21 protein-coding genes and 1 pseudogene are annotated in these 24,090 nt (G+C 72.4%); 14 read left to right on the forward strand and 8 right to left on the reverse strand.

Annotated elements, in window-relative coordinates; translation table 11 throughout:
• Positions 1-17: 17 nt before the first annotated feature.
• From aroH to der, 5 genes are all read left to right on the forward strand, one after another.
• Entirely contained in the window at positions 18-380 is a 363-nt protein-coding gene (gene aroH, locus CP970_RS34260) for a chorismate mutase (RefSeq protein ID WP_055556223.1), read from the forward strand.
• Positions 377-1,462, forward strand: coding sequence for a prephenate dehydrogenase (locus CP970_RS34265; protein ID WP_055556221.1), 1,086 nt, complete (start codon positions 377-379; stop codon positions 1,460-1,462). The genes aroH and CP970_RS34265 overlap by 4 nt, the downstream gene beginning before the upstream one ends.
• 177 nt (positions 1,463-1,639) lie before the next feature.
• Positions 1,640-2,335 carry a (d)CMP kinase gene (gene cmk / locus CP970_RS34270; protein ID WP_079043984.1) on the forward strand — a complete coding sequence of 232 codons (696 nt, stop codon included), beginning with the start codon at positions 1,640-1,642 and terminating at the stop codon, positions 2,333-2,335.
• Complete coding sequence (locus CP970_RS34275; RefSeq protein ID WP_191094984.1) at positions 2,293-2,994, forward strand: lysophospholipid acyltransferase family protein; 702 nt, start codon at positions 2,293-2,295, stop codon at positions 2,992-2,994. The genes cmk and CP970_RS34275 overlap by 43 nt, the downstream gene beginning before the upstream one ends.
• Positions 2,995-3,076: 82 nt before the next feature.
• On the forward strand, positions 3,077-4,555 hold the full coding sequence (gene der, locus CP970_RS34280) for a ribosome biogenesis GTPase Der (protein ID WP_055555243.1): 1,479 nt from the start codon (positions 3,077-3,079) through the stop codon (positions 4,553-4,555).
• Between the two features lie 107 nt (positions 4,556-4,662).
• Here the strand turns inward: der and CP970_RS34285 are convergent, their stop codons facing one another.
• Complete coding sequence (locus CP970_RS34285) at positions 4,663-4,986, reverse strand: hypothetical protein (RefSeq protein WP_055555241.1); 324 nt, start codon at positions 4,984-4,986, stop codon at positions 4,663-4,665.
• Positions 4,987-5,162: 176 nt separating this feature from the next.
• Positions 5,163-5,945 carry a hypothetical protein gene (locus CP970_RS34290; RefSeq protein WP_055555239.1) on the reverse strand — a complete coding sequence of 261 codons (783 nt, stop codon included), beginning with the start codon at positions 5,943-5,945 and terminating at the stop codon, positions 5,163-5,165.
• Between the two features lie 527 nt (positions 5,946-6,472).
• Between CP970_RS34290 and CP970_RS34295 the strand changes: the two genes are divergently transcribed.
• On the forward strand, positions 6,473-7,114 hold the full coding sequence (locus tag CP970_RS34295; protein WP_055555237.1) for a LysM peptidoglycan-binding domain-containing protein: 642 nt from the start codon (positions 6,473-6,475) through the stop codon (positions 7,112-7,114).
• Positions 7,115-7,220: 106 nt separating this feature from the next.
• Positions 7,221-7,853 carry a LysM peptidoglycan-binding domain-containing protein gene (locus CP970_RS34300; protein WP_055555234.1) on the forward strand — a complete coding sequence of 211 codons (633 nt, stop codon included), beginning with the start codon at positions 7,221-7,223 and terminating at the stop codon, positions 7,851-7,853.
• Here the strand turns inward: CP970_RS34300 and CP970_RS34305 are convergent.
• From CP970_RS34305 to CP970_RS34315, 3 genes are read right to left on the reverse strand one after another with little or no spacing between them, the layout of a single operon-like run.
• Positions 7,810-8,508, reverse strand: a complete 699-nt coding sequence (locus tag CP970_RS34305) for an ATP-binding cassette domain-containing protein (protein WP_150494367.1) — start codon at positions 8,506-8,508, stop codon at positions 7,810-7,812. The two genes, CP970_RS34300 and CP970_RS34305, sit on opposite strands and share 44 nt — an antisense overlap.
• Entirely contained in the window at positions 8,505-11,144 is a 2,640-nt protein-coding gene (locus tag CP970_RS34310) for an ABC transporter permease subunit (protein WP_150494369.1), read from the reverse strand. Before CP970_RS34310 ends, CP970_RS34305 begins: the two co-directional genes overlap by 4 nt.
• 4 nt (positions 11,145-11,148) lie before the next feature.
• Positions 11,149-11,664, reverse strand: coding sequence for a hypothetical protein (locus CP970_RS34315; protein ID WP_079043799.1), 516 nt, complete (start codon positions 11,662-11,664; stop codon positions 11,149-11,151).
• Between the two features lie 135 nt (positions 11,665-11,799).
• On the opposite strand from CP970_RS34315, the gene CP970_RS34320 reads away from it, so the two are divergent.
• The 5 genes from CP970_RS34320 (at position 11,800) to CP970_RS34340 (ending at position 17,166) form a co-directional block, all read left to right on the forward strand.
• Positions 11,800-12,366, forward strand: coding sequence for a hypothetical protein (locus tag CP970_RS34320; RefSeq protein WP_055551980.1), 567 nt, complete (start codon positions 11,800-11,802; stop codon positions 12,364-12,366).
• The gene (locus CP970_RS34325; protein ID WP_055551982.1) at positions 12,341-13,639 is read left to right on the forward strand and encodes an ABC transporter substrate-binding protein; all 1,299 of its coding nucleotides are present in this window, start codon (positions 12,341-12,343) and stop codon (positions 13,637-13,639) included. The genes CP970_RS34320 and CP970_RS34325 overlap by 26 nt, the downstream gene beginning before the upstream one ends.
• A gap of 163 nt (positions 13,640-13,802) precedes the next feature.
• Positions 13,803-15,077 (forward strand): glycosyltransferase family 4 protein, encoded by a 1,275-nt coding sequence (locus CP970_RS34330; RefSeq protein ID WP_055551984.1) that lies wholly within the window; start codon positions 13,803-13,805, stop codon positions 15,075-15,077.
• Complete coding sequence (locus CP970_RS34335) at positions 15,074-15,955, forward strand: hypothetical protein (protein WP_107099035.1); 882 nt, start codon at positions 15,074-15,076, stop codon at positions 15,953-15,955. Before CP970_RS34330 ends, CP970_RS34335 begins: the two co-directional genes overlap by 4 nt.
• Positions 15,956-16,077: 122 nt before the next feature.
• Positions 16,078-17,166 carry a helix-turn-helix transcriptional regulator gene (locus CP970_RS34340; protein ID WP_055551987.1) on the forward strand — a complete coding sequence of 363 codons (1,089 nt, stop codon included), beginning with the start codon at positions 16,078-16,080 and terminating at the stop codon, positions 17,164-17,166.
• A gap of 1 nt (position 17,167) precedes the next feature.
• Here CP970_RS34340 and ctaD read toward each other — a convergent pair.
• Positions 17,168-18,757, reverse strand: a pseudogene (gene ctaD / locus CP970_RS34345) (aa3-type cytochrome oxidase subunit I); the annotation flags it as partial.
• Positions 18,758-19,242: 485 nt separating this feature from the next.
• Between ctaD and CP970_RS34350 the strand changes: the two are divergent.
• A complete protein-coding gene (locus tag CP970_RS34350) occupies positions 19,243-19,458 on the forward strand; it encodes an I78 family peptidase inhibitor (protein ID WP_055551989.1) in 216 nt (71 codons plus the stop codon).
• A gap of 95 nt (positions 19,459-19,553) precedes the next feature.
• Here CP970_RS34350 and CP970_RS34355 read toward each other — a convergent pair whose 3' ends face one another.
• Together CP970_RS34355 and CP970_RS34360 are read right to left on the reverse strand one after the other, a co-directional pair.
• Positions 19,554-20,570, reverse strand: a complete 1,017-nt coding sequence (locus CP970_RS34355) for a phosphatase PAP2 family protein (RefSeq protein WP_055551992.1) — start codon at positions 20,568-20,570, stop codon at positions 19,554-19,556.
• A gap of 259 nt (positions 20,571-20,829) precedes the next feature.
• Positions 20,830-21,978, reverse strand: coding sequence for a mannosyltransferase family protein (locus CP970_RS34360; RefSeq protein WP_055551994.1), 1,149 nt, complete (start codon positions 21,976-21,978; stop codon positions 20,830-20,832).
• 230 nt (positions 21,979-22,208) lie between these two features.
• Here CP970_RS34360 and CP970_RS34365 point away from each other — a divergent pair, with 230 nt between their 5' ends.
• Positions 22,209-23,849: an MFS transporter gene (locus CP970_RS34365; RefSeq protein WP_055551996.1), complete on the forward strand. Its 1,641-nt coding sequence runs from the start codon at positions 22,209-22,211 to the stop codon at positions 23,847-23,849.
• The last annotated feature ends 241 nt before the right edge of the window (positions 23,850-24,090 follow it).

The following is a 24,090-nucleotide window of genomic DNA, read 5'->3' on the forward strand; positions in this document are numbered from 1 at the left end:
GAGCGAGGAGCAGCACTGTGGCGGTACGAGCGGTCCGGGGCGCCGTCCAACTGGAGCGGGACGAGGCCGGGCACATGGGCGAGCGGGTCAGCGCGCTGCTCACCGCCGTCCTCGAGCGGAACGGGCTGACCCAGGAAGACCTGATCAGCATCTGGTTCACGGCCACGCCCGATCTGCACTGCGACTTCCCCGCGGCCGCCGCGCGCGGCCTCGGCATCGTCGACGTACCGCTGATCTGCGCCCAGGAGCTGGACATAGCGGGGGCCATGCCGCGCGTGGTCCGCGTCCTCGCGCACATCGACACCGACCGGCCGCGCTCCGAGGTCGCGCACGTCTACCTCGGCGCCGCCGCCGCACTCCGCAAGGACATCGCCCAGTGAGAACCGCCCTCGTCATCGGCACCGGTCTGATCGGCACCTCCGCCGCCCTCGCCCTCGCGTCCCGCGGCGTCACCGTCCACCTCGCCGACCACGACCAGTCGCAGGCCCGCACCGCGGCCGCGCTCGGCGCGGGCACCGACGAGGCGCCCGCGGGCCCCGTCGACCTGTGCGTCGTCGCCGTGCCGCCCGCGCACGTCGCCGCCACCCTGGCCGACGTCATGCGGCGCGGCGCCGCGCGCGCCTACCTCGACGTGGCCAGCGTCAAGGGCGGCCCGCGCCGCGACCTGGAGGCCCTCGGCCTCGACCTCACCCCCTACATCGGCACGCACCCCATGTCGGGGCGTGAGCGCAGCGGCCCGCTCGCCGCCACCGCCGACCTCTTCGAGGGGCGGCCCTGGGTGCTCACGCCGACCCGGGACACCGACACCGAGGTCCTCAACCTCGCCCTGGAGCTCGTCGCGCTCTGCCGCGCCGTCCCCGTCGTGATGGACGCCGACGCCCACGACCGCGCCGTCGCCCTCGTCTCGCACATGCCGCACCTGGTCTCCAGCATGGTCGCGGCCCGCCTGGAGCACGCCGACGAGTCCGCGGTGCGGCTCTGCGGCCAGGGCATCAGGGACGTGACGCGGATCGCCGCGTCGGACCCGCGCATGTGGATCGACATCCTCTCCGCCAACCCGGGCCCGGTCGCCGACCTGCTCGCCGCCCTCGCCACCGACCTGGACGAGACGGTGGCGGCGCTGCGGGCGCTGCAGTCCGCCGACGCGGCGAAGCGGACCGAGGGCGTGACGGGCGTCGAGAACGTGCTGCGGCGCGGCAACGCGGGCCAGACCCGGGTGCCGGGCAAGCACGGCGCGGCGCCGGCCGCGTACGAGGTCGTCGCGGTGCTCATCGACGACAAGGCGGGCCAGCTGGCCCGGATCTTCGCCGACGCGGACCGGGCGGGCGTCAACATCGAGGACGTGCGCATCGAGCACGCCACCGGGCAGCAGGCGGGCCTGATCCAGCTGATGGTCGAGCCGAAGGCGGCGCCCGTGCTGAGCGCGGCGCTGCGCGAGCGGGGCTGGTCGATCCGGCAGTAGCGGCCGGTCGTCCGGCCGCGGGGCGGCGGCGGCCGGGAGCCGGGGCCGCCGCGGGCGGGCGGCAGGGGCCGGTACGCGGGGGCTGTAAGGGCAGGGTGTGCGAGCCAGTAACCTTGTGCGGGGCGTGTTCGCGCCCCGCTTCCCCGCTCCGAGTACTGCGAAAGGTGTCCGCTCCCCGTGGAAACCGCAGCAACCGCCGCCCCGGCCGCCGTGATCGTCGCCATCGACGGGCCCTCCGGCACGGGCAAGTCGAGCACCTCGAAGGCCGTCGCCGCCCAGCTCGGCCTCAGCTACCTGGACACCGGCGCCCAGTACCGGGCGATCACCTGGTGGATGGTGCACAACGGCATCGACCTCACCGACCCGAGCGCGATCGCGGCCGTCGCGGGCAAGCCCGAGATCGTCTCCGGCACCGACCCGGCCGCCCCGACCATCACGGTCGACGGCACGGACGTCGCGGGCCCGATCCGCACCACGGAGGTCACCTCCAAGGTCAGCGCGGTCAGCGCCGTCCCCGAGGTGCGCACCCGCATCACCGAGCTGCAGCGTTCCATCGCCGGATCGGCCGAGCTCGGCATCGTCGTCGAGGGCCGGGACATCGGCACGACCGTGCTGCCCGACGCCGACCTGAAGATCTTCCTGACCGCGTCGCCCGAGGCGCGCGCCGCCCGCCGCTCCGGCGAGCTCAAGGGCGCCGACGTCAAGGCGACCCAGGAAGCCCTGATCAAGCGGGACGCAGCCGACTCCACCCGCAAGACGTCCCCGCTGGCCAAGGCCGGCGACGCCGTCGAGGTCGACACCACCGAGCTCACGCTCCAGCAGGTCATCGAGTGCGTCGTCACCCTCGTCGGGGAGAAGCGGGCGGCGAAGTGAGCGAGGCTCCCGCCGACCGGGGCGCTTCCGAGCGCGGTGCGGAGGTCGGCCGCCGGATCGGCGTCGGCCTGATGTACGGGCTGTGGAAGCCGCGGGTGCTCGGCGCCTGGAAGGTACCGGCCACCGGCCCGGTGATCCTGGCCGTGAACCACTCGCACAACGTCGACGGACCGATGGTCATGGGCGTCGCGCCCCGGCCGACGCACTTCCTGATCAAGAAGGAAGCGTTCATCGGTCCGCTCGGTTCCTTCCTGCACGGGATCGGCCAGGTCGAGGTGGACCGGTCGGTCGCCGACCGCACCGCCATCACCAGGGCGCTTCGCGTCCTGACCGACGGCGGCGTCCTCGGGATCTTCCCCGAGGGCACCAGGGGCGAGGGAGACTTCGCCTCGCTGCGCGCGGGCCTCGCGTACTTCGCGGTGCGCGGCGGAGCGCCGATCGTGCCGGTCGCCGTCCTCGGCAGTACGGAGCGGCGCGGACGGCTGATAAAGCAGCTGCCGCCGCTGCGCAGCCGGGTCGACGTCGTCTTCGGAGACCCCTTCGAAGCGGGCGACGGCAGCGGACGGCGTACGCGCAAGGCGCTCGACGAGGCGACCGTGCGCATCCAGGAGCGGCTCACCTGCCACCTGGAAAACGCCAGGCGCCTGACCGGGCGCTGAGCGAGACTTATCAAGTAGTGCCCCGGCCGAGACGAGAGGCCGGTGCACCGATCACCACGATGAACGACGAGGTACGGACTTCATGAACGACCAGACACAGCCCGAGGGCGACGGCTTCGCCGAGCACGACCACGGGGCGCTCGGCGACGCCGAGTACGCACAGTTCATGGAGCTCGCCGCCGAAGAGGGCTTCGACGTCGAGGACGTCGAGGGCGCCATCGAGGAGGCGGGCCACGGCCCGCTGCCCGTCCTCGCCGTCATCGGCCGCCCCAATGTCGGCAAGTCGACCCTGGTGAACCGCATCATCGGCCGCCGCGAGGCCGTCGTGGAGGACCGTCCCGGCGTCACCCGCGACCGTGTCACCTACGAGGCCGAGTGGTCGGGCCGCCGCTTCAAGCTCGTCGACACCGGCGGCTGGGAGCAGGACGTGCTCGGCATCGACGCGTCCGTCGCCGCCCAGGCGGAGTACGCCATCGAGGCCGCGGACGCCGTGGTCTTCGTGGTGGACGCCACGGTCGGCGCCACCGACACCGACACGGCCGTCGTGCGCCTGCTCCGCAAGGCGGGCAAGCCCGTCGTGCTCTGCGCCAACAAGGTCGACGGCCCCTCCGGCGAGGCCGACGCCACCGCCCTGTGGGCCCTCGGCCTCGGCGAGCCGCACCCCGTCTCCGCGCTGCACGGCCGCGGCACCGGCGACATGCTCGACGCCGTCCTGGACGCGCTGCCCGAGGCGCCCGCGCAGACCTTCGGCACGGCCATCGGCGGACCGCGCCGCATCGCGCTCATCGGCCGTCCGAACGTCGGCAAGTCCTCGCTCCTGAACAAGGTGGCCAACGAGGACCGCGTGGTCGTCAACGAACTGGCGGGCACCACCCGCGACCCGGTCGACGAGCTCATCGAACTGGGCGGCATCACCTGGAAGTTCGTCGACACGGCGGGCATCCGCAAGCGCGTCCACCTCCAGCAGGGCGCCGACTACTACGCCTCGCTGCGCACCGCCGCCGCCGTCGAGAAGGCGGAGGTCGCGGTGATCCTCATCGACTCCTCCGAGAGCATCTCGGTCCAGGACCAGCGCATCGTGACGATGGCGGTCGAGGCGGGCCGCGCGATCGTCGTGGCGTACAACAAGTGGGACACCCTCGACGAGGAGCGCCGCTATTACCTGGAGCGGGAGATCGAGACCGAGCTCGCCCAGGTCGCCTGGGCGCCGCGGGTCAACGTCTCCGCGACCACCGGGCGCCACATGGAGAAGCTCGTCCCGGCGATCGAGACGGCCCTCGCGGGCTGGGAGACGCGCGTGCCGACCGGCCGTCTGAACGCCTTCCTCGGCGAGATCGTCGCCTCCCACCCGCACCCGGTGCGCGGTGGCAAGCAGCCCCGCATCCTCTTCGGCACCCAGGCGGGCACGAAGCCGCCGCGGTTCGTCTTCTTCGCCTCCGGCTTCATCGAGGCGGGCTACCGCCGCTTCCTGGAGCGCCGTCTGCGCGAGGAGTTCGGCTTCGAGGGCACGCCGATCCACGTCTCGGTGCGGGTCCGCGAGAAGCGCGGCCGCAAGAAGTAGCAGTAGAAGTAGCGGTAGCGGTCGCACGGGGCGTGGCCGCGACCCGTCTCCCGTACGCACGAATGCCCGGCCTCCCCACGACGGGGAGGCCGGGCATTCGCGTGTAATCAGTGCTCGCGGCGCGGTCCCGGCGGCAGCGCGGCGGGGAACTGGTGGTGGCCCGTCGCGTGGTGGTACGCCATGTGGTGGTCGTGCTGGCCGTAGCGGGCCACCTGGAACTGGCCGAACGCCGTGTGCCGCGCGTCGTGCCGTGGCTCGTGGCCGCGGTGCTGGATGCCGTAAGGACCCGCCCCGAAGGCGGAGAACCCCAGGTCCTCCTCGCCGCTCCGGTCGCCCGGCAGGGCCCTGAAGGCCCTGAGGTACTCCGAGTACAGCGTGTCGTAGATCGGCGTGGCCGAGTGGGTGCCCGGTGTGTCCTGCGCCGTGCGCATGGACGGGATCGGGCTCTGATACACGGGCCGGTGGCGTGAGGGGTCGTATGGGTGCACGTCTGTGCCAACGAAACCGCCGCCCGACGGATGCGGGGGCCGCGCCGCTTTCCCGGTCCGGTGGGGGTGTGACCGGCGCATTCGGGTCGGCGGCGCGGCCCCCGCGGGAGGCCGGAGCGTCAGGTTCCGGCGAGCGGCATCGTGCAGGCGACCAGGCGGCCGTGGGCCGCCGCCTTGTCCAGGGCGTCGCGCAGCAGGTCCTCGCGCGGCTGGCGGCCGATCACGCCGGAGGGCGCGGCGAAGAGCAGCACGGTCTGCGTCTTGTTGGCCGCGGCCCGCCAGGCCTCGGTGACCTGGAGCGGGTGGTGGGCCTGCCACCAGGCGACGGGGGAGCCGCCGTTGTTGCCGGGCTGCAGGATGGCGTGCAGCTGGCCCATGGCGAGCAGCACGGACCAGCCGGGCAGCCCGGGCGGTACGCCGTCGAGCGAGGTCGCGGGCAGGAAGCCCTGCTCGATCAGGAGCGGCAGGAAGTCGTCGCCACCGCCGCCCGTGCTGCCGGGGCGGGCGATGGGCCCGGTCGGCTCGACGACGAGGGCGGGCCGCAGCTCGCCCTCGATCAGGACGAGGCCGCTGGTCACGCCGAGTACGGCCTGGTCGGGGATGACGTCGGCGGCGCCTTCGCCGTCCTCGCCGGTGATCGACCGCACGGCGCCCTGCAGCTGCTCCTCGGAGACCGCGACGATCTGGGAGGGCAGGCAGGTGGCGTGGGCGAAGGCCAGCACGGCGGTCTCGTCGCCGACGAACAGGACGGTGCTGGTGCGTTCCTGTTCCGCGTCTCCGGGGGTGCGGCAGGACGTGCAGTCGTAACTGCCGGGGGTGTTGTCTCCGGCGAGCAGCCGGTCGGCCTCTTCGTCGCCGATCTCGGCGCGTACGTCGTCGCTGACGTCGAGCATGCGCGGCACGGTGGCTCCTCGCGATCGTCACATGGGGGTGCGTGGGGTGGATGTGGCGGCCGGGCGGTGCCCGGCTCATAAGAAGACAACGGTGGATCAGTGGCGCAAGTCACGCGTGGAAGCGAACGGAATCGAACCATCCGCAGCGGAGGGTGAGTCAGGCACCGGAATCTGTCACTCCGCGCCAACACGTGCTGGGTGCACGAAACTTGGGTCGGTGAGGTGGGTCACAGATCGTCGGGCCTGCCGGTCGATAAATCCTGAAATCAATGGATGTAGTGGGTGGCCGAAATTCGCCGATACTCCGGGTAACGGTCAACTGGCCTGGAATGACAAGGAGTTGGTTGATGCCGGGGCAAGAGGGCTCCTAGATTCCACCGCCGTGTGCAGCGAGCACCGCTCGGGTACGTCCGCCGGTCGCACCAGCCAGCTCAAGCACCGACACCGGCGGTCGGGGCCGGACGGGACCCCGGGCGCCGGATGCGCGAGGGGCCCGCACGGCCGGGGGGAGCCCGGGTCCTTCGAGAGGGAAATTCATGTCCGCACGTCCCGAGCGCATTCGCAAGACGGCAGTGATCACAGGGGCGGCACTCATCGCCCCGCTGACCCTGCTCGCCGCGACCGGCCAGGCCGACGCGGCAGACGGCGGAGTGTGGGACCGCATCGCACGGTGTGAGAGTGGCGGAAACTGGCAGACCAACACGGGCAACGGCTACTACGGCGGGCTGCAGTTCTCCGCCGGTACCTGGCGCGCGTACGGCGGCGGGGCCTATGCGTCCACCGCCGACAGGGCGTCCAAGGCGCAGCAGATCGCTGTGGCCTCCAAGGTTCAGCGCGCGCAGGGGTGGGGCGCCTGGCCCACCTGCGCTGCCCGGGCGGGCGCGTACGGCAGTGCGCCGTCCGCCGCGGCTCCGGTGCCGAAGGCGGCCAAGCCCGCGCCCAAGGCGTTCAAGCCCGCGCCCAAGGCCGTGGAGCGGCGGTCCGAGCGGGCACCGGGCCGTATCGACCGGGGCGCCGCGCGGGGCGCTCCCGGCAACTACACCGTGCGGCAGGGCGACACCCTCAGCCGCATCGCGGCCCGGCACGGCACCAGTTGGCAGCGCGTGTACGCCGTGAACCAGTCGGTCATCGGCGGGGATCCCGACGTGATCCTGCCGGGTCAGCGGATCCGGGTCTGAGACGCCGCGGATCCGGCATCGCGCCTGGTCGGCCGACCGGGTGGGGTCGCCACCGTGGCGGCGCGGCATGCCTTGGGGCCGTCGCGCGGCCGCCTAGCGTGACCCGATGCACCCGAAGCTGAAGCTGAACCCGACCAGGCGTCTGCGGTCCGTGTCCCTGCTCCTCGGCGCGCTCCTGGCGGCAGTGGTCCTGCCGCACCCCTCCGCGAACGCGGCTCCGCCGCCGCTGCCGGGGGCCGCTTCCGCGATGTACGACTGTTCGCTGACCAAGGGTCCGTGGAGCTGCCTCGCCGAGTGCGAGAGCAGTGGGCGATGGCATGTGAACACGGGCAACGACTACTACGGCGGGCTGCAGTTCTGGCAGCCCACCTGGGAGGAGCACGGCGGGCTCAAGTACGCGCCGCGCGCCGACCTCGCCACCAGGGAGGAGCAGATCAAGGTCGCCGAGGCGGTGCTGCGTACGCAAGGCTGGGAAGCCTGGCCCGTCTGTTCCAAGAAGGTGCGGATCGAGCGGTTCGACCGACCCGGTGGCACGGGGTCCGCCGATCGGCGCGTGCACACCGTCAAGGCCGGGGAGACGCTGAGCTCCATCGCGCGGCGCTACCGGGTCAAGGGCGGGTGGCAGGCCCTCTACAAGGCCAATCGCGACATGATCGGGCGGGCCCCGGACCGGCTCAACGTGGGCACGCTGCTGGTCATTCCGGGCGGCTCGGGGGCCGCGGGCGGCAAGCGGAGCTGAGTTCGCCCGGCTCGCCGCTGAACACCACGGTGCCGCGCCGCAGTTCGTGCACCACTGCCGTCCGGCCCGCGCCCCCACCGGGGCGCAGGGCGGGCGGCAGCCGTTGTTCCGCCACGACCACGCAGGCGTCCAGGGCGTCGAGCAGTTCGTACGTACGGGCCGCCAGCGCGGGCGACATGCCCTGGGTCGGCTCGTCCGCGAGGACCACCCCGGCGCCCGACAGGGGAGCCCTGGACAGGGCGAGGATGCGCTGCTCGCCGCCGGAGAGCGTGCCCGCGCGGCGCGGCAGCAGGGCGCGCAGCTCGGGGTAGACCTCCAGGGCCCCGGTGAAGTCGCCCGTGGGGTGGGCCAGTTCGAGGTTCTCCCGCACGGTGAGGGAGGCGAACACGGCCTGCCGGTCCGGGATGAAGCAGAGGCCGTCGGCGGCTCGGGCGTGGGCCGGTTGGGACGTGATGTCCCTGCCGTCCCTGACGACGCTGCCCTCGGTGAGGGGGAGGGTGCCCGCGAGGGCGCGCAGGGCCGTGGTGCGGCCCGAGCCGTTGCGGCCCAGGAGGACGGTGAGGGCGGGGGAGGGGGCGGCGATGCTCACGCCGTGCAGGGCCTCCAGGGGGCCGTAGTGGACGTGGGCGCCGTGCAGCCCGATGCCCCTCCTCATGGGATCGCCAGTACGTGGTCCGCCGGGCCCGTGGTGACGATGCGGCCCGCCGTCATCACGTGCACGGTGTCGGCCAGGTCCGCCACCAGGTCGAGGTCGTGCTCCACCACCAGGATCGCGGTGCCGTCGGCCGCCAGCGCCCGCAACAGGGCTGCCAGCGCGGCCACTTCGGCCGTGTCCAGGCCCGCGGCCGGCTCGTCCAGGAGGAGGGTGTGGGGGGTGCTCGCCAGGGCCCGCGCCAGTTCCGTACGTCTGAGGATGCCGGTGGGGAGGGCCCCCGCGGGGTGGGCGGCCAGGGGCTCCAGGGACAGGAGGCGGAGGGGCCGGCGGGTGGCGGCTCGGGGGCGGGTCTGTTCTGTGGCGACCCGGATGTTCTCCTCGATCGTCAACGACGGGAAGACCGCGAGCTGTTGGAACGTGCGGGCCAGGCCGAGTCGGGTGCGGGCGTGGGGCGGGAGCGCGGTGATGTCCCTGGCGCCCAGGGTGATGCTGCCGGATCGGGGGCGGAGGGTTCCGGCCAGGCAGTGGAAGAGGGTGCTCTTGCCCGCGCCGTTGGGGCCTATGACCGCGGTGACACGGCCGCGGGGGACCGTGAGGGAGACGTCGTCCAGGGCCGTGAAGCCGCCGTAGGCGAGCGTGATGTGGTGGGCGGCGAGTGTGGGGGCTTCGCTCCCCTTGCCTCGTGGGTGCGGGGCCGCGAGGGTATCCGCGTGCCCGCCCCGCGTCCCCGTGCGTCGGCGCGGCGGACGTTGCTCCGGGGTGGTGGCGGGCACCGGGCCCCGTACGGACTCGGGGCGCAGCGTGTCGCGCAGGTGGGTGCCCCGGGGCGTGAGGCGTGGTGTGCGGTGGAAGTAGTGCGTGGCCTTGCGCAGCGCCTCGTAGGGGCCGCCGGGGAAGCGGCCGATCAGGATGGCCAGGAGGCCGATGAGGGCCGCGGCCACGCCGCCGCGGGTGCCCGCGTCCAGGCCGACCAGGAGCGCCGCGGCCGCCAGGGCGCCCAGGACGCTGTCCGAGCCGAGGACCAGGACCGCCGCGAACCAGAGCAGACCGCGTACGGGGTCGTACGCTCCGGCGTCGAAGGCCCGTTGGCCCATGGCGAGCATGCCGCCGCCCAGGGCGGCCAGCGCCGCGCCGGTGACGAAGGCCGCGAGTTTGAGCGCGGGGACCCGGACTCCGGCCGCCGCCGCGCCCTCCTCGTGGTCCCGCATCGCCGCGAGCGCGCGGCCCGTGCGGCCTCGGCGCAACGCGGTGACCAGGAGCAACGCGCCGGTCAGGAGGGCGAGTTCGAGCACGTAGTACGCGCGGTCGCCGCCGAAGCCCGCGGGGCGGTCCAGGGTCAGGCCCGATGTCGCGTACGGCTGGGCGAAGACGAAGCGGCTGACGCCCACGCCCACGGCGAACGTCGCGAGGGCCAGCGCGAGGCCGCGTCTGCTGATCGCGGGCCACCCGGTGAGGAGGCCGAGCGGGGCCACGAGGAGTACCGCCACCGCGAGGGCGGGGAGGTGCGGGAGTTCGGGGAGGCCGGGGAAGCGGCCCGCCGTGAGGAGTGCGGTGAACAGCGCGCCCAGACCCGCGTACGCGGCCTGGCCCAGGGAGATCTGGCCTCCTCGGCCCGTGACGATCACCAGCGAGAGCAGGATCACCGCAAGGGCCGGGACCTGGACGGACGTGGTGAGGTCCGAGCCCGCGAAGCCGAGCGGGAGCAGGAAGAGGACCGTGGTGACGATCCAGGCGCCCGGAGGTGTCGGGACGCGGGCCGTCGCCGTGCGCGGCAGGGCGTCCTGGGAGCCGATGCCCGGCAGGATCAGGGCCGCGATCAGGAGGGCGATGACGAAGAGGTTCGCGCCTGCCGTCTGGAGGAGCTCCTCCTGCCAGCCCGAAGGGTGCAGGCGGGTCAGCTGGCTCTGGGCCACGCCGAGGCCGAGCGCCACCAGGACGGCGACGGGCAGGCTGCGCATCCCCGCGGCCACCGCCACGGCGAGGACCTCCATCACCAGGAGCGGCATGCCGTACGGGTCGAGGCGGAGGTAGGGGGCGAGGAGCACCCCGGTGAGGCCCGCAGTGAAGGAGCCGAACGCCCAGCCCGCCGCGGCCACCCGGTCCGCGTCGATGCCGGAGAGTACGGCCAGGCGGCGGTTGTCGACCACGGCGCGCAGTTCGCCGCCGAAGCGGGTCCAGCGGGTGACCGCGCCCACCGCGACGGCGAGCGCCACCGCCGTCGCCAACTGGGCCCAGGGGTCGGCGGAGAGCAGGGTCGGCGCGTCCGCGCGGGCTCCCGGGCCCCAGAGCAGGGCCGCCGCCCCGACGAGCAGGATGAAGACGCCGATGGACGCGACCAGGGTCTGTGCCTGGGCGCCGCCGCGCACCGCGAGCGGGCGGAAGACCGCGCGCTCCAGGAGCAGGCCGATGGCGGGGGCGACGAGGAGCAGGGTGACCGCGGCCGCCAGGGGGAGCGGCCAGTGCCACTCGGCCGTGAACTGGCGGAGGACGTACGCGCACACCATCGCGATCGCGCCGTGCGCGAAGTTGAGGACGCCGGTCGCGCGGTACGTGACGATCAGTCCGATGCCGGTGAGGGCGGCCGCGCTGCCGACCGAGAGCCCGGCCAGCGTGAGGTCGTAGCTCAGGGACGCCACCGCGTCATCGCTCCGGGGCGGCGTCGGCGGGGGGTTCGCAGATCGGGCAGGGGCCCAGATCGCCCCGCGCGAGGATCGTGGCGTCCGCGGGGACCGCCTCCGGTTTGTCCGCGACCAGGGGGCAGTCCGCGCGGTGCCACAGCGTGCCGCCGGGGACCATCAGGAGGTCGTCGCTGGTCGCCGTGGCGGGCGGTGGCCGGTGCGCGAGGGGAGTGCTGGGTTCCGCCGCCACCAGGAGGCCGTACAGCTCCTCCACGCGCGCCGCGGCCAGCGTGCTCCTGCCGTGGGTGAGCAGCATGGTGCCCGCGATGATCAGCGCCGCGCCCGGCACCGTGCACGAGGCGAGATAGGGCAACTGCCGTTCCGCGAACCGCTCTCCGGAGATGCCGTACCAGCCGATCACACAGAGCACGGCACCGGCGGCGAGTGCCGCGAAGGCCGCCCAGAGTTCGGGACGCACCCCGCGCAGCCGGGCCGAACGGGCCGCACTGGCCGTCTGATCTGTCCGAGCCGCCCGCATCGAGGCCCCCTGGAACGCGTCAGTAACGTCGATGGGCTGTCCATGTCAGCCGATGGATTGCACTATGCCTTCTGGAAGCTGACCCTGAAAGCTCCGGGCGCTGATGGCCCGGACCGATACCCGGTGGTGAGCCAGATGGTTCTCGGGAGCAGCCCCAGGCGGGGGACGGAGCGCGGGCGGGGGAGGGTGCGCGGCGCGGTGTCGGCGGCCGCCGCGGTCCTGCTGATCGCATCCGCCGCCGTGGCCTGTGGCGACGACAGCGGGGGCGGGGACGGCAGCGACCCGCCGGAGCCGTCCGTGGAGAAGACGACCGAGGCGCCTCGGGAGAGCGCGAGCGCGCCCGCCGACAAGGCGGCCGCGGAGAAAGAGGTCCGCACCAACTGGGAGAAGTTCTTCGACCCCAAGGTGTCCATGAAGGACAAGGAAGCCGTCCTGGAGAACGGGTCCGAGATGCGGCAGGTCCTGGAGGGCTTCAGCGGCGACGAGCGCGGCAAGCAGGTCGCCGCGAAGGTCGGCAAGGTCGAGTTCACCTCGCCGAAGGACGCCGACGTGACGTACGCGCTGACGCTGAAGGGCGCCACCGCGCTGCCCACCGCCTCCGGAACGTCGGTGAACCAGGACGACACCTGGAAGGTGTCCGTCAAGACCCTCTGCGCGCTGGTGAAGCTGAGCGGGAATGCGTCGCCGGGTCCCGGCTGCTGAGGTGCTGCTCGCCGTCGCGCTCCTGGTGGGGAGCGCGGCCTGCGGCAGCCGCCTGCCGGAGAGCGACTTCGAGCGGCGGGGCACGGCGCCCGCGCCGGTGGGCGGCGCGCCCCTCAGGGTCGGCGTCATCACCAGCGCGACGAGCCCGGTCGGCGGCTCCGCGTTCACCGGGCCGCGCGACGGCGCCAAGGCCTACTTCGACAGGATCAACGCGCGCGGCGGCATCGGCGGCCGCAAGGTCGAGGTGCGCGCCTGCGACGACGGCGGCAGCGGCGTCGGCAACAACGACTGTGTGCACAAGCTCGTCGAGGAGCAGCAGGTCGTCGCGCTCGTGGCCACCACGTCGCTGGACTACGCGGGCGCCTCGCGGGTGTCCCACGCGCGCGTGCCCGACGTCGGCGGGCAGCCGATCGGCTCCGCGTACGACACGTATCCGCATCTGTACGGGATCTACGGCAGCCTCGCCCCGCGGAACGGGAAGCCGGGGTGGGACGGGAAGCTGTACGGCGGCACGGAGGTCTACCGCTACTTCAAGCGGGAGCAGGGCGCGCGGACCGCGGCCGTCGTCTCCTACAACCAGGCCGCGTCCGCCGCGTACGCCCGGCTCGTCACCCGCGGTCTGCGGGCCGAGGGCTACAAGGTGGTCACCGAACAGGTCGACTTCGCGCTGCCCAACTTCCGCGCGGCGGCCGCCGACTTGAAGGAGCAGGGCGCCGACCTCGTCTTCGACGCGATGGACACGCACGGCAACGCGCAGCTGTGCGAGGCGATGGACGAGGTGGGGGCGAAGGTCACCGCGAAGGTCACCAACGTGCAGAACTGGACGTCATCGGTGGCCGAGGACTACAAGGACGCGCCGCGCTGCCGCAACGCCCTGTGGGCGACCGGTTCGAGCCGGAACTACGAGGACACCGGCCACCCGGCCGTACGCGAGTTCCGGGCCGGGATGAAGGCGGCGGGCAAGGGGGACGCGCTCTCCCAGTGGCAGCTGGAGGGCTGGGCCGCCGCCATGTGGTTCACCGACGCGGCGAAGTCCTGCGCGGGCGGCGACGTCACACGCGCGTGCGTCGACCGCTTCATGAACCGGGACCGGCCGTACACCGCGCGCGGGCTGCTCCTTCCGGTCACCTTCGAGCACCGGGCCGAGCCCCCGAAGACCCGCAGGACGTGTGTGTCCGTCGCCCGCTGGCAGGACGGGAAGGGCTGGGTGACCCAGGGCGGTGACATGAACGACAACTGCTTCGATGTCCCACAGCTCTCCTACCAGCCGTGATCGGACGGATCGCCGGAAAGTTCCCGTTCTCGGCTACCGATCGCGCATCTGTTGGGAAACAAAGTGATGAGGAAACCCAACCCTTGGCCAGGAATCCTGGTCTAACCCTGCGGTAGGCGGATGAGGGGGACTGTCCGCATGGAAACGCGGGATACGGGGACGCATGCACATCTCTTTCCTGATTCACAACGCGTACGGAATCGGAGGGACCATCCGGACGACGTACAACCTCGCGAACACGCTGGCGCAGCAGCATGACGTCGAGGTCGTATCCGTCTTCCGGCACCGTGACGAGCCCGTCTTCGCGCCTGACCAGCGCGTGCGGCTCCGGCACCTCGTCGACCTGCGCAAGGGAACCTCGGGATACGAGGGCGACGACCCCCAACACCTGCTCCCCGCACGGACGTTCCCCAGCGCCGAGGGCCGCTACGACCAGTACAGCGCGCTCACCGACCGGCGCATCGCCGACCACCTCGCCCGGCTCGACGCGGACGTCGTCGTGGGCACCCGCCCCGGGATCAACGTGCACATCGCCCGGCAGACCGCGCGCGGCCCGCTGCGCGTCGGGCAGGAGCACCTCACGCTCGACAGCCACTCCAAGGAACTCCGCCGCCAGCTGCGCAGCGTCTACCCGCGCCTCGACGTCCTGACCACGACGACCGAGGCCGACGCCCGCGCCTACAGCCGCAAGATGCGGCTGCCCGGCGTACACGTCCAGGCCGTTCCGAACCCCGTGCCCGCGCCCGGCATAGAGCCCGCGGACGGCTCCCACAAGTGGGTCGTCGCGGCCGGTCGGCTCGCCCCCGTCAAGCGGTACGACCTGCTGATCAGGGCCTTCGACAAGGTCCGGCGCGAGCGTCCGGACTGGCGCCTGCGGATCTACGGCGGCGGCAAGCAGAAGGAGAAGCTGCGCGCCCTGATCGACGAGCTCGGCCTCTACAACCACGTGTTCCTGATGGGCCCGGCCCACCCCATCGAGCCCGAGTGGGCCAAGGGCTCCATCGCCGCCGTCACCTCCAGCCTGGAGTCGTTCGGCATGACGATCGTCGAGGCGATGCGCTGCGGACTGCCCGTGGTGGCCACCGACTGCCCGCACGGCCCCGGCGAAATCATCGACAACGGTGTCGACGGGCGGCTCGTCGAGGTCGGCAACCCCGACGCGATAGCGGGCGGCCTGCTCGAACTGATCAACAACGACACGCTGCGGCGCGCGATGGCGGGCGCCGCGCTCCAGGACTCCGAGCGCTTCGACCCGGCCCGCATCGCCGAGCGCTACGACGTGATGTTCTCCGGGATGCTCGCCCGCGGAAGCTCGTTCGGGGGCCGGATGCGCGGCTCCCTGCACCGCACCCGCGGCACGCTGCTCGGGGGCGCGTACGCGGTGCGGGACCTCACAGGACTACGACGCGTCGCACAGATGAAGGGATCCACCGCATGACGGCCTCGGCCACCTCGCAGGGGCAGGCGTACGCCGGGGACGACCAGGAGGTGGCGACGGCGCCGCGCGCCGACTGCATCGCCGACTCCGCGGGCGGCCTCACCTTCGACGTGACGGACTCCGGCGAGCCCGGCATGCGGGACGCGGCGTACCTGCTGCTGCGCCGCCGGGAGTCGGACGACGAGGTGCGCCTGCCGCTGTCCCCGTCGGCGGACGGCAGGCTGCGGGCCGCGCTGCCCAGCAGCGTCGAGCTCGCCGAGGGCCGCTGGAACGCCTACGCCCAGGTCGCGGGCGGCGAGCCGCGCCGCCTCATGCCCGGCGTGAACGACCTGCGCTCGCTGGTGGACCGCGCGCCCAGCGGCGCCCGCGGCCACGTCGCGGTTCGCATTCCGTACGCGACGAAGCAGGGCAACCTCTCGGTGCGCAGCTGGCTGCGCGCGCCGCACGCCGAGGTCGGCGAGATCCAGATATCCGACGCGGACGTGTCCGTGCAGGGCCGGGTGTACGGCACGGCGCTGACCGGCGCCGCGTACGCGGAGGCCGTCAGGCGCACCGAACCCGACCTGGTCCGGCGGGCCGAGGTGGCCGCGGAAGGGCCGGGATTCACCTTCACGCTCGGCCACGGACCGCTCGCGGACAGCGGCCCGGGACCCTGGGACCTGTGGCTGCGTCCCGAGGGGGAGAGCGGTCCGCGGATCCGCCTCGCCCGGCTCCTCGACGACGTGCCGGACAAGAAGGCGATCTTCACCTACCCGTGGGTGCGCGTCGGGACGGCGGACGGCGCGGTCGATTCGGGGCTCTACTACACCAACGACAACGACCTGTCGGTGCGGATCAGGGAGGCGAGCGCCCAGGGCGCGGGCGGTACGCGGGACTGAGCGGCGGGACCGGCCCCACCGCGAGGCGATCGCATCCATGAGGTGATCGCATCCGCGAGGTGATCGCATCCGTGCGGACTCGCGGACCGTGGCTGTCCTGAACTGCGGGCACAATCACGTCCATGTTGGAGACATCGGCACGACTGCTCCGCCTGCTCTCCCTGCTGCAGGCCCACCGCGAATGGTCCGGCGCGGACCTCGCCGACCGGCTCGGCGTCACCTCGCGCACGGTCCGCCGCGACGTGGACCGGCTGCGTGAGCTCGGCTATCCCGTCAACGCGAGCCCCGGCACCGGCGGCGGCTACCAGCTCGGCGCGGGCGCGGAACTGCCGCCGCTGCTCCTGGACGACGAGGAGGCGGTCGCGGTCGCCGTCGGCCTGCGCACGGCAGCGGGCCAGGGCATCGAGGGCATCGGCGAGACCTCGGTCCGGGCGCTCGCCAAGCTGGAACAGGTCCTGCCGGACCGGCTGCGCCGCCGGGTGGGCGCCCTGAACGCGTTCACCGTGCCGATGCTGCGCGCCCCGCAGGCACAGGGCGTGGACCCCGCGGTCCTCACCGAACTGGCCCATCTCTGCCGGGACTCGGAGCGGCTGCGCTTCGACTACCGCGACCACCAGTCCAGTTCGAGCCGCCGTACCGTCGAACCGCACCGCCTGGTGTGCACCGAGCGCCGCTGGTACCTCGTCGCCTGGGACCTCGACCGGGCCGACTGGCGGACCTTCCGCGCGGACCGGATCACCCCGAGACCGCCGCACGGCCCGCGCTTCGCACCCCGCGAACCACCGGCCGACGACCTGGCCGCGTACGTCTCCCGGGGCGTCTCCACGCGCGCGTACGCCGCACAGGCGGTGGTCAGGCTTCTGGTGCCGCTGGCGGAGGCGGCCCAGCGGATCACGCCGTCGGACGGCACCCTGGAGGCCGAGACCGAGCACACCTGTCTGCTGCGCACGGGCGCGGCCAACCTCGACGTGATGGTCTTCCACGTCCTGTTCATGGGCATGGAGTTCGAGGTCGTCGAACCCGCCGAGCTCACCGGGCGGATCACGGCGGCCAGGGACCTGCTCAGCCGGGCCCTGGACCGGGGTGCTCCGTCTGGGGATCGGGCCGCGGTTCCTCGGGGTCCTGCCGCACGTCCCGCGCCGCGAACGCCGCGTACTCGGGATGGTGCAGATCGAACGCCGGGGACTCCGAGCGGATCCGGGGCAGCGTGACGAAGTTGTGCCGGGGCGGCGGGCAGGAGGTCGCCCACTCCAGGGAGCGGCCGAAGCCCCAGGGGTCGTCGACGTCGACCTTCTCACCGTACTTGGCCGTCTTCCAGATGTTGTAGAGGAACGGCAGCGTGGACAGGCCGAGCAGGAACGCCCCGATGGAGGAGATGGTGTTGAGCACCGTGAAGCCGTCCGTGGCCAGATAGTCCGCGTACCGCCGCGGCATGCCCTCGGCGCCCAGCCAGTGCTGGACCAGGAACGTGGTGTGGAAGCCCACGAAGAGCGCCCAGAAGTGGATCTTCCCGAGCCGCTCGTCGAGCATCTTGCCGGTCAGCTTCGGCCACCAGAAGTAGAAGCCGCCGAAGGTCGCGAAGACGACGGTGCCGAACACCACGTAGTGGAAGTGCGCGACGACGAAGTACGTGTCGGTGACGTGGAAGTCGATGGGCGGCGAGGCGAGGAGCACGCCGGTGAGGCCGCCGAACAGGAAGCTCACCAGGAAGCCGATCGCCCACAGCATGGGTGTCTCGAAGGACAGCGAGCCCTTGAGCATCGTGCCGGTCCAGTTGAAGAACTTCACGCCTGTGGGGACCGCGATGAGGAAGGACATGAAGGAGAAGAAGGGCAACAGGACCGCGCCGGTGGCGAACATGTGGTGCGCCCAGACGACGATGGACAGACCGGTGATGGCCGTCGTCGCGCCGACGAGCGGCAGATAGCCGAAGATCGGCTTCCTGCTGAAGACCGGGATGATCTCCGTGATGATGCCGAAGAACGGCAGCGCGATGATGTAGACCTCGGGATGCCCGAAGAACCAGAACAGGTGCTGCCACAGCAGCGCCCCGCCGAACTCCGCCTCGAAGACCACCGAGCCGAACCGCCGGTCCGCCTCAAGGACGAGCAGCGCGGCGGCGAGCACGGGGAACGCGATCAGCACCAGGATCGAGGTGAACAGGACGTTCCAGGTGAAGATGGGCATGCGGAACATCGTCATGCCGGGCGCCCGCATCCCGATGATGGTCGTCAGGAAGTTCACCGAGCCGAGGATCGTGCCGAAGCCGGAGAGCGCGAGCCCCATGATCCACAGGTCGGCGCCGATGCCGGGCGAGCGCTGCATGCTGTTGAGCGGGGCGTAGGCGAACCAGCCGAAGGCCGCGGGCCCGCCCGGCACGAGCAGCGAGCCGAGCACCATCAGGCCGCCGAAGAGGAACAGCCAGTACGAGAGCATGTTCAGGCGCGGGAAGGCGACGTCGGGCGAGCCGATCTGCAGCGGCATGATCTCGTTGGCGAAGCCCGCGAACGTCGGCGTCGCGAAGAGCAGCAGCATGATCGTGCCGTGCATGGTGAACGCCTGGTTGAACTGCTCGTTGGTCATCAGCTGCAGTCCGGGCCTGGCGAGTTCGGCCCGCATCATCAGGGCGAGGAGCCCGGCGATCAGGAAGAAGACGAACGAGGTGATCAGGTAGAGGTGGCCGATCTTCTTGTGGTCCGTGGTGGTCAGCCAGTCCACGATCACCCGGCCGGGGCGCCGCTCCCGCACCGGCCCTCCGGTCGCCTGCGCCGTCTGGGTCCCCATCGCCCGCCCCTTCGCCATCGCGCCCTGGGCCTGCTCGAAGCTCACGCCATGATGCTCGCGTCACACCCACTGCGACAGAGGGCGTACCCGCCCGGGTGCGAGCCGCTGATCGGCTGCCGCCCGGGCGGCAGGATGGTTTCTGTGCAGGAACCGTGAATTCCCTATGCGCCGTCACATCCCGGCAAGAGGCCGGGATTAAGAAATGCGGAGGGTTCGCAAAGACGGCTCCGCGGTATTTCCCGCGCGGTATTCCGGCGATCTTCGGGCTGCCTTCCGAGGGTCTTTCGGTCGACCGGAGAGTGACCGGAAGAGGCCCCCGAATTACGTCGCGACAAGTACGGAACCGCCCGTACGTGTGACGGAGTTCAGCCGAAACGCACGTGGTGATCCTGTGACATAAGCGTGACCGGAGAGGTACCGGTGACGCATGGTGCGCGGTTCCCGGGCGCTCCCCGGCGGCCCCGGACTTCCCCGGTGCGACCCGGCCGCCTAACGTGGCGGACATGGCACCTATTCCGACTCCTCCCGCACAGCCCCAGGACAGCCCGGACGCGTATGTCGGCCTGGCGGCCGAAGGCGCCGAGCGGCAGGCGCGCGAGCGCGGCTGGTCCACCGTCAGGTCGCTGCCGCCGGGGGCGATGATCACGATGGAGTACCTCGCGGGGCGGCTCAACTTCGAGGTCAAGGACGGCGTCGTGGCGCGCTGCTGGAAGGGCTGAGCGACGCCCACGACGAAGGCCCCGGTTCCTCTCGGAACCGGGGCCTTCGCGGTGCGGGGGATGGGCTGTGCGTACCGCCCCCGCTGTCCTTGGGGTCAGCCGCCCGCCACCGGGCGGGCCGCCGCGGTGCCGCGCGGCACGCGGTCGGCGCCCGGCGGACGTCGGCTGCCCGCCGGGGTGACCGGGGTCCGCTCCGAGCGCGCCGTGTGCGGGCCAGGGGCGAGGTAGGCGGGGGCCCTGGCCGAGCGGGCCGCGCCGATGGTCTCGCGCAGCGGCGGCTCCTCGTCCAGGGCGGCGCGCTGCGGGATCATCGCGGTGACGCCGGCCGGGGCCTGGGCGGGCGCGATGCCGAAGCGGCGGGCCCGCCAGGCGTCGCGGAGGGTGAAGAGCAGGGCCTCGACGCGAGTGATCAGCGGCTCGAACCAGGGCAGCGCCAGGAGGATGAGCAGGCCCGCGGCCCAGCCGAGGAAGACGTCGCTGATCCAGTGCGTGCCGAGGTAGACGGTGGTGAGGCCGACGCTGAGGGAGACCACGGCGGAGAGCGCCGACAGATAGCGGCGGGTGCGCGGGGTCGAGGCGAGGTAGGCCAGGATTCCCCAGGTCACCACGGCATTGGCGGTGTGCCCTGAAGGAAATATATCGCCGCCGAGTCCCATCTCGTTCGAGCCGATGGTGGTGGCGTAGTGCGGGCCGAGGCGGCCCATGCCGAGCTTGGCGGCGCCGACGGTGACGTTGAGCAGGAGCAGCGCGGCGCCGAACGTGAGCAGCGGGCGCAGCGTGTGCTGGCGCCAGGAGCGCCAGCCCAGCCAGGCCGCGACCATCACGGCGGTCGGGCCGCGCTGGCCGAGGACCACCCAGTAGTCGAGGAAGGCGTGGATCTCGGGCCACTGCTGGTAGGGCCGGAAGAACATGACCTGCCAGTCGAACCGCACCAGCCACGAGGTGGTCAGCACGGCGACGACGATGGCCAGGTAGAAGGCCAGGGTCGCGCTGAAGAGCACGACCCTGTGCCGGCTCATCCTCGGCACATCGAGGTGGGTCGGTCGTTCCGGCTCACGGTCTAGCCGGGCGAAGACCCGGTCAAGACGGGTGAGGTTTCGTTCGGTACGCACCCAATCGACGTTACAGCGGGTGAGTGCGGCACTAGGCCGAATCAGTGGCTTTGTGATGACGATGTGATGTGGGATTGATCTCAGGAGGAGGTTTATTCCCGGGGGTTTATTAATCCCCGGAGAGCCCCTTACCTAATTCGTTGATCATTTCCGGCGCAGTTTTATCGCCCTTATGAATTCGTTCACCGGGTCCTGGTGCGGAATTTCCCGTTCGATCATCGGGAGGCGGCGCCGGGCGGCGAAAACGATCATGACGTGATCACGGTGGGCCCGAGCCGTGCAGCCAGAACGCCCCGTACACCGCGCTCGCAAGCGCCACACCCCCCAGGATCAGCGCCGACCTGGACGTACGCAGCCTGGCCAGCGCCACGGCGAGCGGCAGGAGCAGCGGGAAGGCGGGCAGCAGGAGCCGTGGCTTCGAGCCGAAGTAGCCGGCCGCGCACAGCGCGAGCGCCACGACGATGCCGGTGTAGACGAGCAACGGCAGCGGCTGCTTCTGCCGGACGCCGACGACGTACAGCCAGATGACGAGCGCGACCCCGACGATGAGCCCGAGGCCCGCGAGGGCGCCGGGCACCGAGGTGAACTTCTCCCCGACGAACCGCGCGAACGCGTAGCCGAAGTCGAAGCCGTTGCCCCAGCCCGCCTGCACGTCGAGATAGCCGAAGAGGCCGTCGCCGGTGCGGTGGCCGACCCAGAGCACGTAGCCCGCGGCGCCGAGCGGGGCCAGGAGCACGCCGAGGACCAGGCGAGGGGAGGCCCGCCGCTCCCGGTACACCTGGACGGCCGCCGCCACCCAGATCGCGGCGACCACCGCCGCGCCCACCGGGCGGGTCAGGCCCGCGCAGGACGCGAGCAGGCCCGCCGTCACCCAGCGGCCCCTGAGCACCGCGTACAGCGACCAGGCGGCGAGCGCCGTGAACAGGGACTCGCTGTACGCCATCGACTGCACGATGCCGACGGGCAGCACCGCCCAGATCCCGGCCGCGCAGATCCCGGCCCGGCGGCCGTACACGTGGTCGGCGACCGCGAAGATCCCCGCCGCGGCGAACAGCGAGGCGACCCAGCTCACCACCAGACCCGCGTCCGCGTACGACAACGGGCTGATCGCCGAGACGAGCCGTTCCAGCCACGGCAGGAGCGGGAAGAACGCAAGGTTCGAGTGGACGCTGCCGTCCGGGAGCGTCACCTCCCAGCCGTAGCCGTGCTCGGCGACGCGGGTGTACCAGAGCGAGTCCCAGCGGGCGGTGAGCAGCGTGTGCGGGCTCTTGCCCGCGGCGGCGCCCCAGATCGCGAGCACCGCGAGGCCCAGCGCGCGCACCCCCGCGTACACGAGGAGCGCGGGCGCCGCGCGGCGCAGCGCGTGGCCCGCGCGGGGCGGCGTGAGGCGTTGATCAAGATCAGTCACGGGCTCGATTATCGGCCGAAGGGGGAACCGGACGCCCGCCCGGGGCGTGGTCGATGGGCGGGGGCGTGGCGTACGCCACACGGCATCCGCACAACCATGAGAGGTCCGCCACGCGCCCCAGGCGTGGACTCGCGTACTCTGACGGCTCACTCGCCTTTGTCTGCGCCGCCGGAGCAGGGAGTTCACCTCCCGCAGGCCGCCGATGCGAGGGATCACTGGGAGGTAGGCACATGTCCGGGACGTCCACGGCCGCAGCACCGTTCGGCCGTCGGGGACCCGGGGCGGAGGGTGCCGGGGCGAACCGCTGGCTCGTGCTCGTCGTCCTCTGCGTCAGCCTGCTGCTCGTCGCCGTCGACGCCACCGTGCTGCACGTGGCCGTGCCCGCCGTCACCGAGGACCTGCGGCCCGGCGCGATCGAGCTGCTGTGGATCGTCGACATCTACCCGCTGGTCTGCGCCTCGCTCCTGATCCTCTTCGGCACGCTCGGCGACCGCGTCGGCCGCAGACGCGTCCTCCTCCTCGGCTACGCCCTCTTCGGCGTGGCCTCGGCGATCGCCGCGCTCGCCGACAACGCGCAGGTCCTGATCGCCGCCCGGGCGCTGCTCGGCGTCGGCGGCGCGATGATCATGCCGGCGACCCTGTCGATCCTGCGCCAGGTCTTCCCCGACCGGCGCGAGCGGGCCGTCGCCATCGGCATCTGGAGCGCGGTGGCCGCCGTGGGCGCGGCCGTCGGACCGCTGCTCGGCGGGTTCCTGCTCGAGCACTTCTGGTGGGGCTCGGTCTTCCTCATAAACATCCCGCTGATGCTGATCAGCCTGCCCATCGGGCGCTGGCTCCTGCCCGAGTCCACCGGGAGCGGGAACGGGCCGTGGGACGTGGTCGGCGCGCTGATGGCCGCGGCGGGACTCTTCGGCGTCGTGCTCGGCGTGAAGCGGCTCGGCGGCGGCGAGTCGCCGCTCGGCGCCACCACCCTGGTCTCGCTCGCCGTTGGCATCGCGCTGCTCGTCGGCTTCGTGCGCAGGCAGCGGCGGCGCACGCATCCGCTCGTCGACCTGTCGATGTTCGCGCGGCCCGCGTTCAGTACGTCGGTCGGCTGCATCGTGCTCGCCATGCTCGCCCTGGTGGGCCTCGAACTGATCGCCGCGCAGTATCTGCAACTGGTGCTCGGCCTCTCCCCGCTGGAGACCGGGCTCAGGCTGCTGCCGCTCACCATCGCCGCGATGGCCGCCGGGCTCGCCGGATCGCAGCTGCTGCGCCGCTTCGGGCCGCGGGTGATGGTCTGCTCAGGCTTCGCGCTGACCGCGCTCGCCGTGGTGCTCCTCACCGGCATGGGCGACCACGCCAACGACGCGCTGCTGGTCACCGGCTTCGTGCTGCTCGGCCTCGGCCTGGAGACCACGCTGTTCGGTGCGTACGAGTCGATGCTGAGCGAGGCGCCGCCGTCCCAGGCGGGCGGCGCGGCGGCGATCGGCGAGACCTCCTACCAGCTGGGCGCGGGCATCGGCATCGCGCTGCTCGGCAGCGTGATGAACGCGGCGTACGCGCCGGGGCTCTCCTCGGTGCGGGGGGTTCCGGCGGCGGACAGTGCGGCGGCGAGTCACTCGCTCGGCGAGGCGTACGACGTCGCTGCGCGGCTCGGCGGCGGTCCGGGGGCGGCCCTGCGGGCCGCGGCGCGCGACTCCTTCGTGCACGGGCTGCATGTGACGCTGCTGGTCAGCGCCGGGTTGCTGTTGCTCGGCGCGCTTGCCGCTCTGCGGTTGCCGCGGGTCATGGAGTGTGGGGCGGTGCCTGCGGCGCGGGCTGAGAAGGGGGTTCCGGCTCCTCGGGATCCGGCGGCGGCCGTCGGTGCCACGTCGGCCGTGGACGCCTAGCCTTCCGGGGGCCGTTTCTTCCCGTGCGGGTGGGTTGTGGCTTGTCGCGCAGTTCCCCGCGCCCCTTACGGGGCCCGGCAGCCCCGCGCCCCTTACGGGGCCCGGCAGCCCCGCGCCCCTTACGGGGCCCGGCAGCCCCGCGCCCCTTACGGGGCCGGGACACCCTGGACGTGCGCGACACTGCGTCGTAACGTCAGCGCGAGTCGTAGCTAACTACCGCTGCTAGTTTTTGTCGCCGGAG

The sequence above is a fragment of the Streptomyces kanamyceticus genome, assembly GCF_008704495.1.
GTDB classification, from domain to species: Bacteria; Actinomycetota; Actinomycetes; order Streptomycetales; family Streptomycetaceae; genus Streptomyces; species Streptomyces kanamyceticus.

What these genes read in the sequence shown, in the direction of transcription:
- CP970_RS34285 (WP_055555241.1), bottom strand. Translation starts at nt 4,986, where the DNA reads ATGCGCACGGCGCAGGACACACCGGGCACCCACTCGGCCACGCCGATC.
- der (WP_055555243.1), top strand. Translation starts at nt 3,077, where the DNA reads ATGAACGACCAGACACAGCCCGAGGGCGACGGCTTCGCCGAGCACGAC.
- CP970_RS34365 (WP_055551996.1), top strand. Translation starts at nt 22,209, where the DNA reads ATGTCCGGGACGTCCACGGCCGCAGCACCGTTCGGCCGTCGGGGACCC.
- CP970_RS34325 (WP_055551982.1), top strand. Translation starts at nt 12,341, where the DNA reads ATGCGTCGCCGGGTCCCGGCTGCTGAGGTGCTGCTCGCCGTCGCGCTC.
- CP970_RS34315 (WP_079043799.1), bottom strand. Translation starts at nt 11,664, where the DNA reads ATGCGGGCGGCTCGGACAGATCAGACGGCCAGTGCGGCCCGTTCGGCC.
- CP970_RS34305 (WP_150494367.1), bottom strand. Translation starts at nt 8,508, where the DNA reads ATGAGGAGGGGCATCGGGCTGCACGGCGCCCACGTCCACTACGGCCCC.
- CP970_RS34300 (WP_055555234.1), top strand. Translation starts at nt 7,221, where the DNA reads ATGCACCCGAAGCTGAAGCTGAACCCGACCAGGCGTCTGCGGTCCGTG.
- CP970_RS34335 (WP_107099035.1), top strand. Translation starts at nt 15,074, where the DNA reads ATGACGGCCTCGGCCACCTCGCAGGGGCAGGCGTACGCCGGGGACGAC.
- CP970_RS34350 (WP_055551989.1), top strand. Translation starts at nt 19,243, where the DNA reads ATGGCACCTATTCCGACTCCTCCCGCACAGCCCCAGGACAGCCCGGAC.
- CP970_RS34320 (WP_055551980.1), top strand. Translation starts at nt 11,800, where the DNA reads ATGGTTCTCGGGAGCAGCCCCAGGCGGGGGACGGAGCGCGGGCGGGGG.
- CP970_RS34295 (WP_055555237.1), top strand. Translation starts at nt 6,473, where the DNA reads ATGTCCGCACGTCCCGAGCGCATTCGCAAGACGGCAGTGATCACAGGG.
- CP970_RS34340 (WP_055551987.1), top strand. Translation starts at nt 16,078, where the DNA reads ATGTTGGAGACATCGGCACGACTGCTCCGCCTGCTCTCCCTGCTGCAG.
- CP970_RS34330 (WP_055551984.1), top strand. Translation starts at nt 13,803, where the DNA reads ATGCACATCTCTTTCCTGATTCACAACGCGTACGGAATCGGAGGGACC.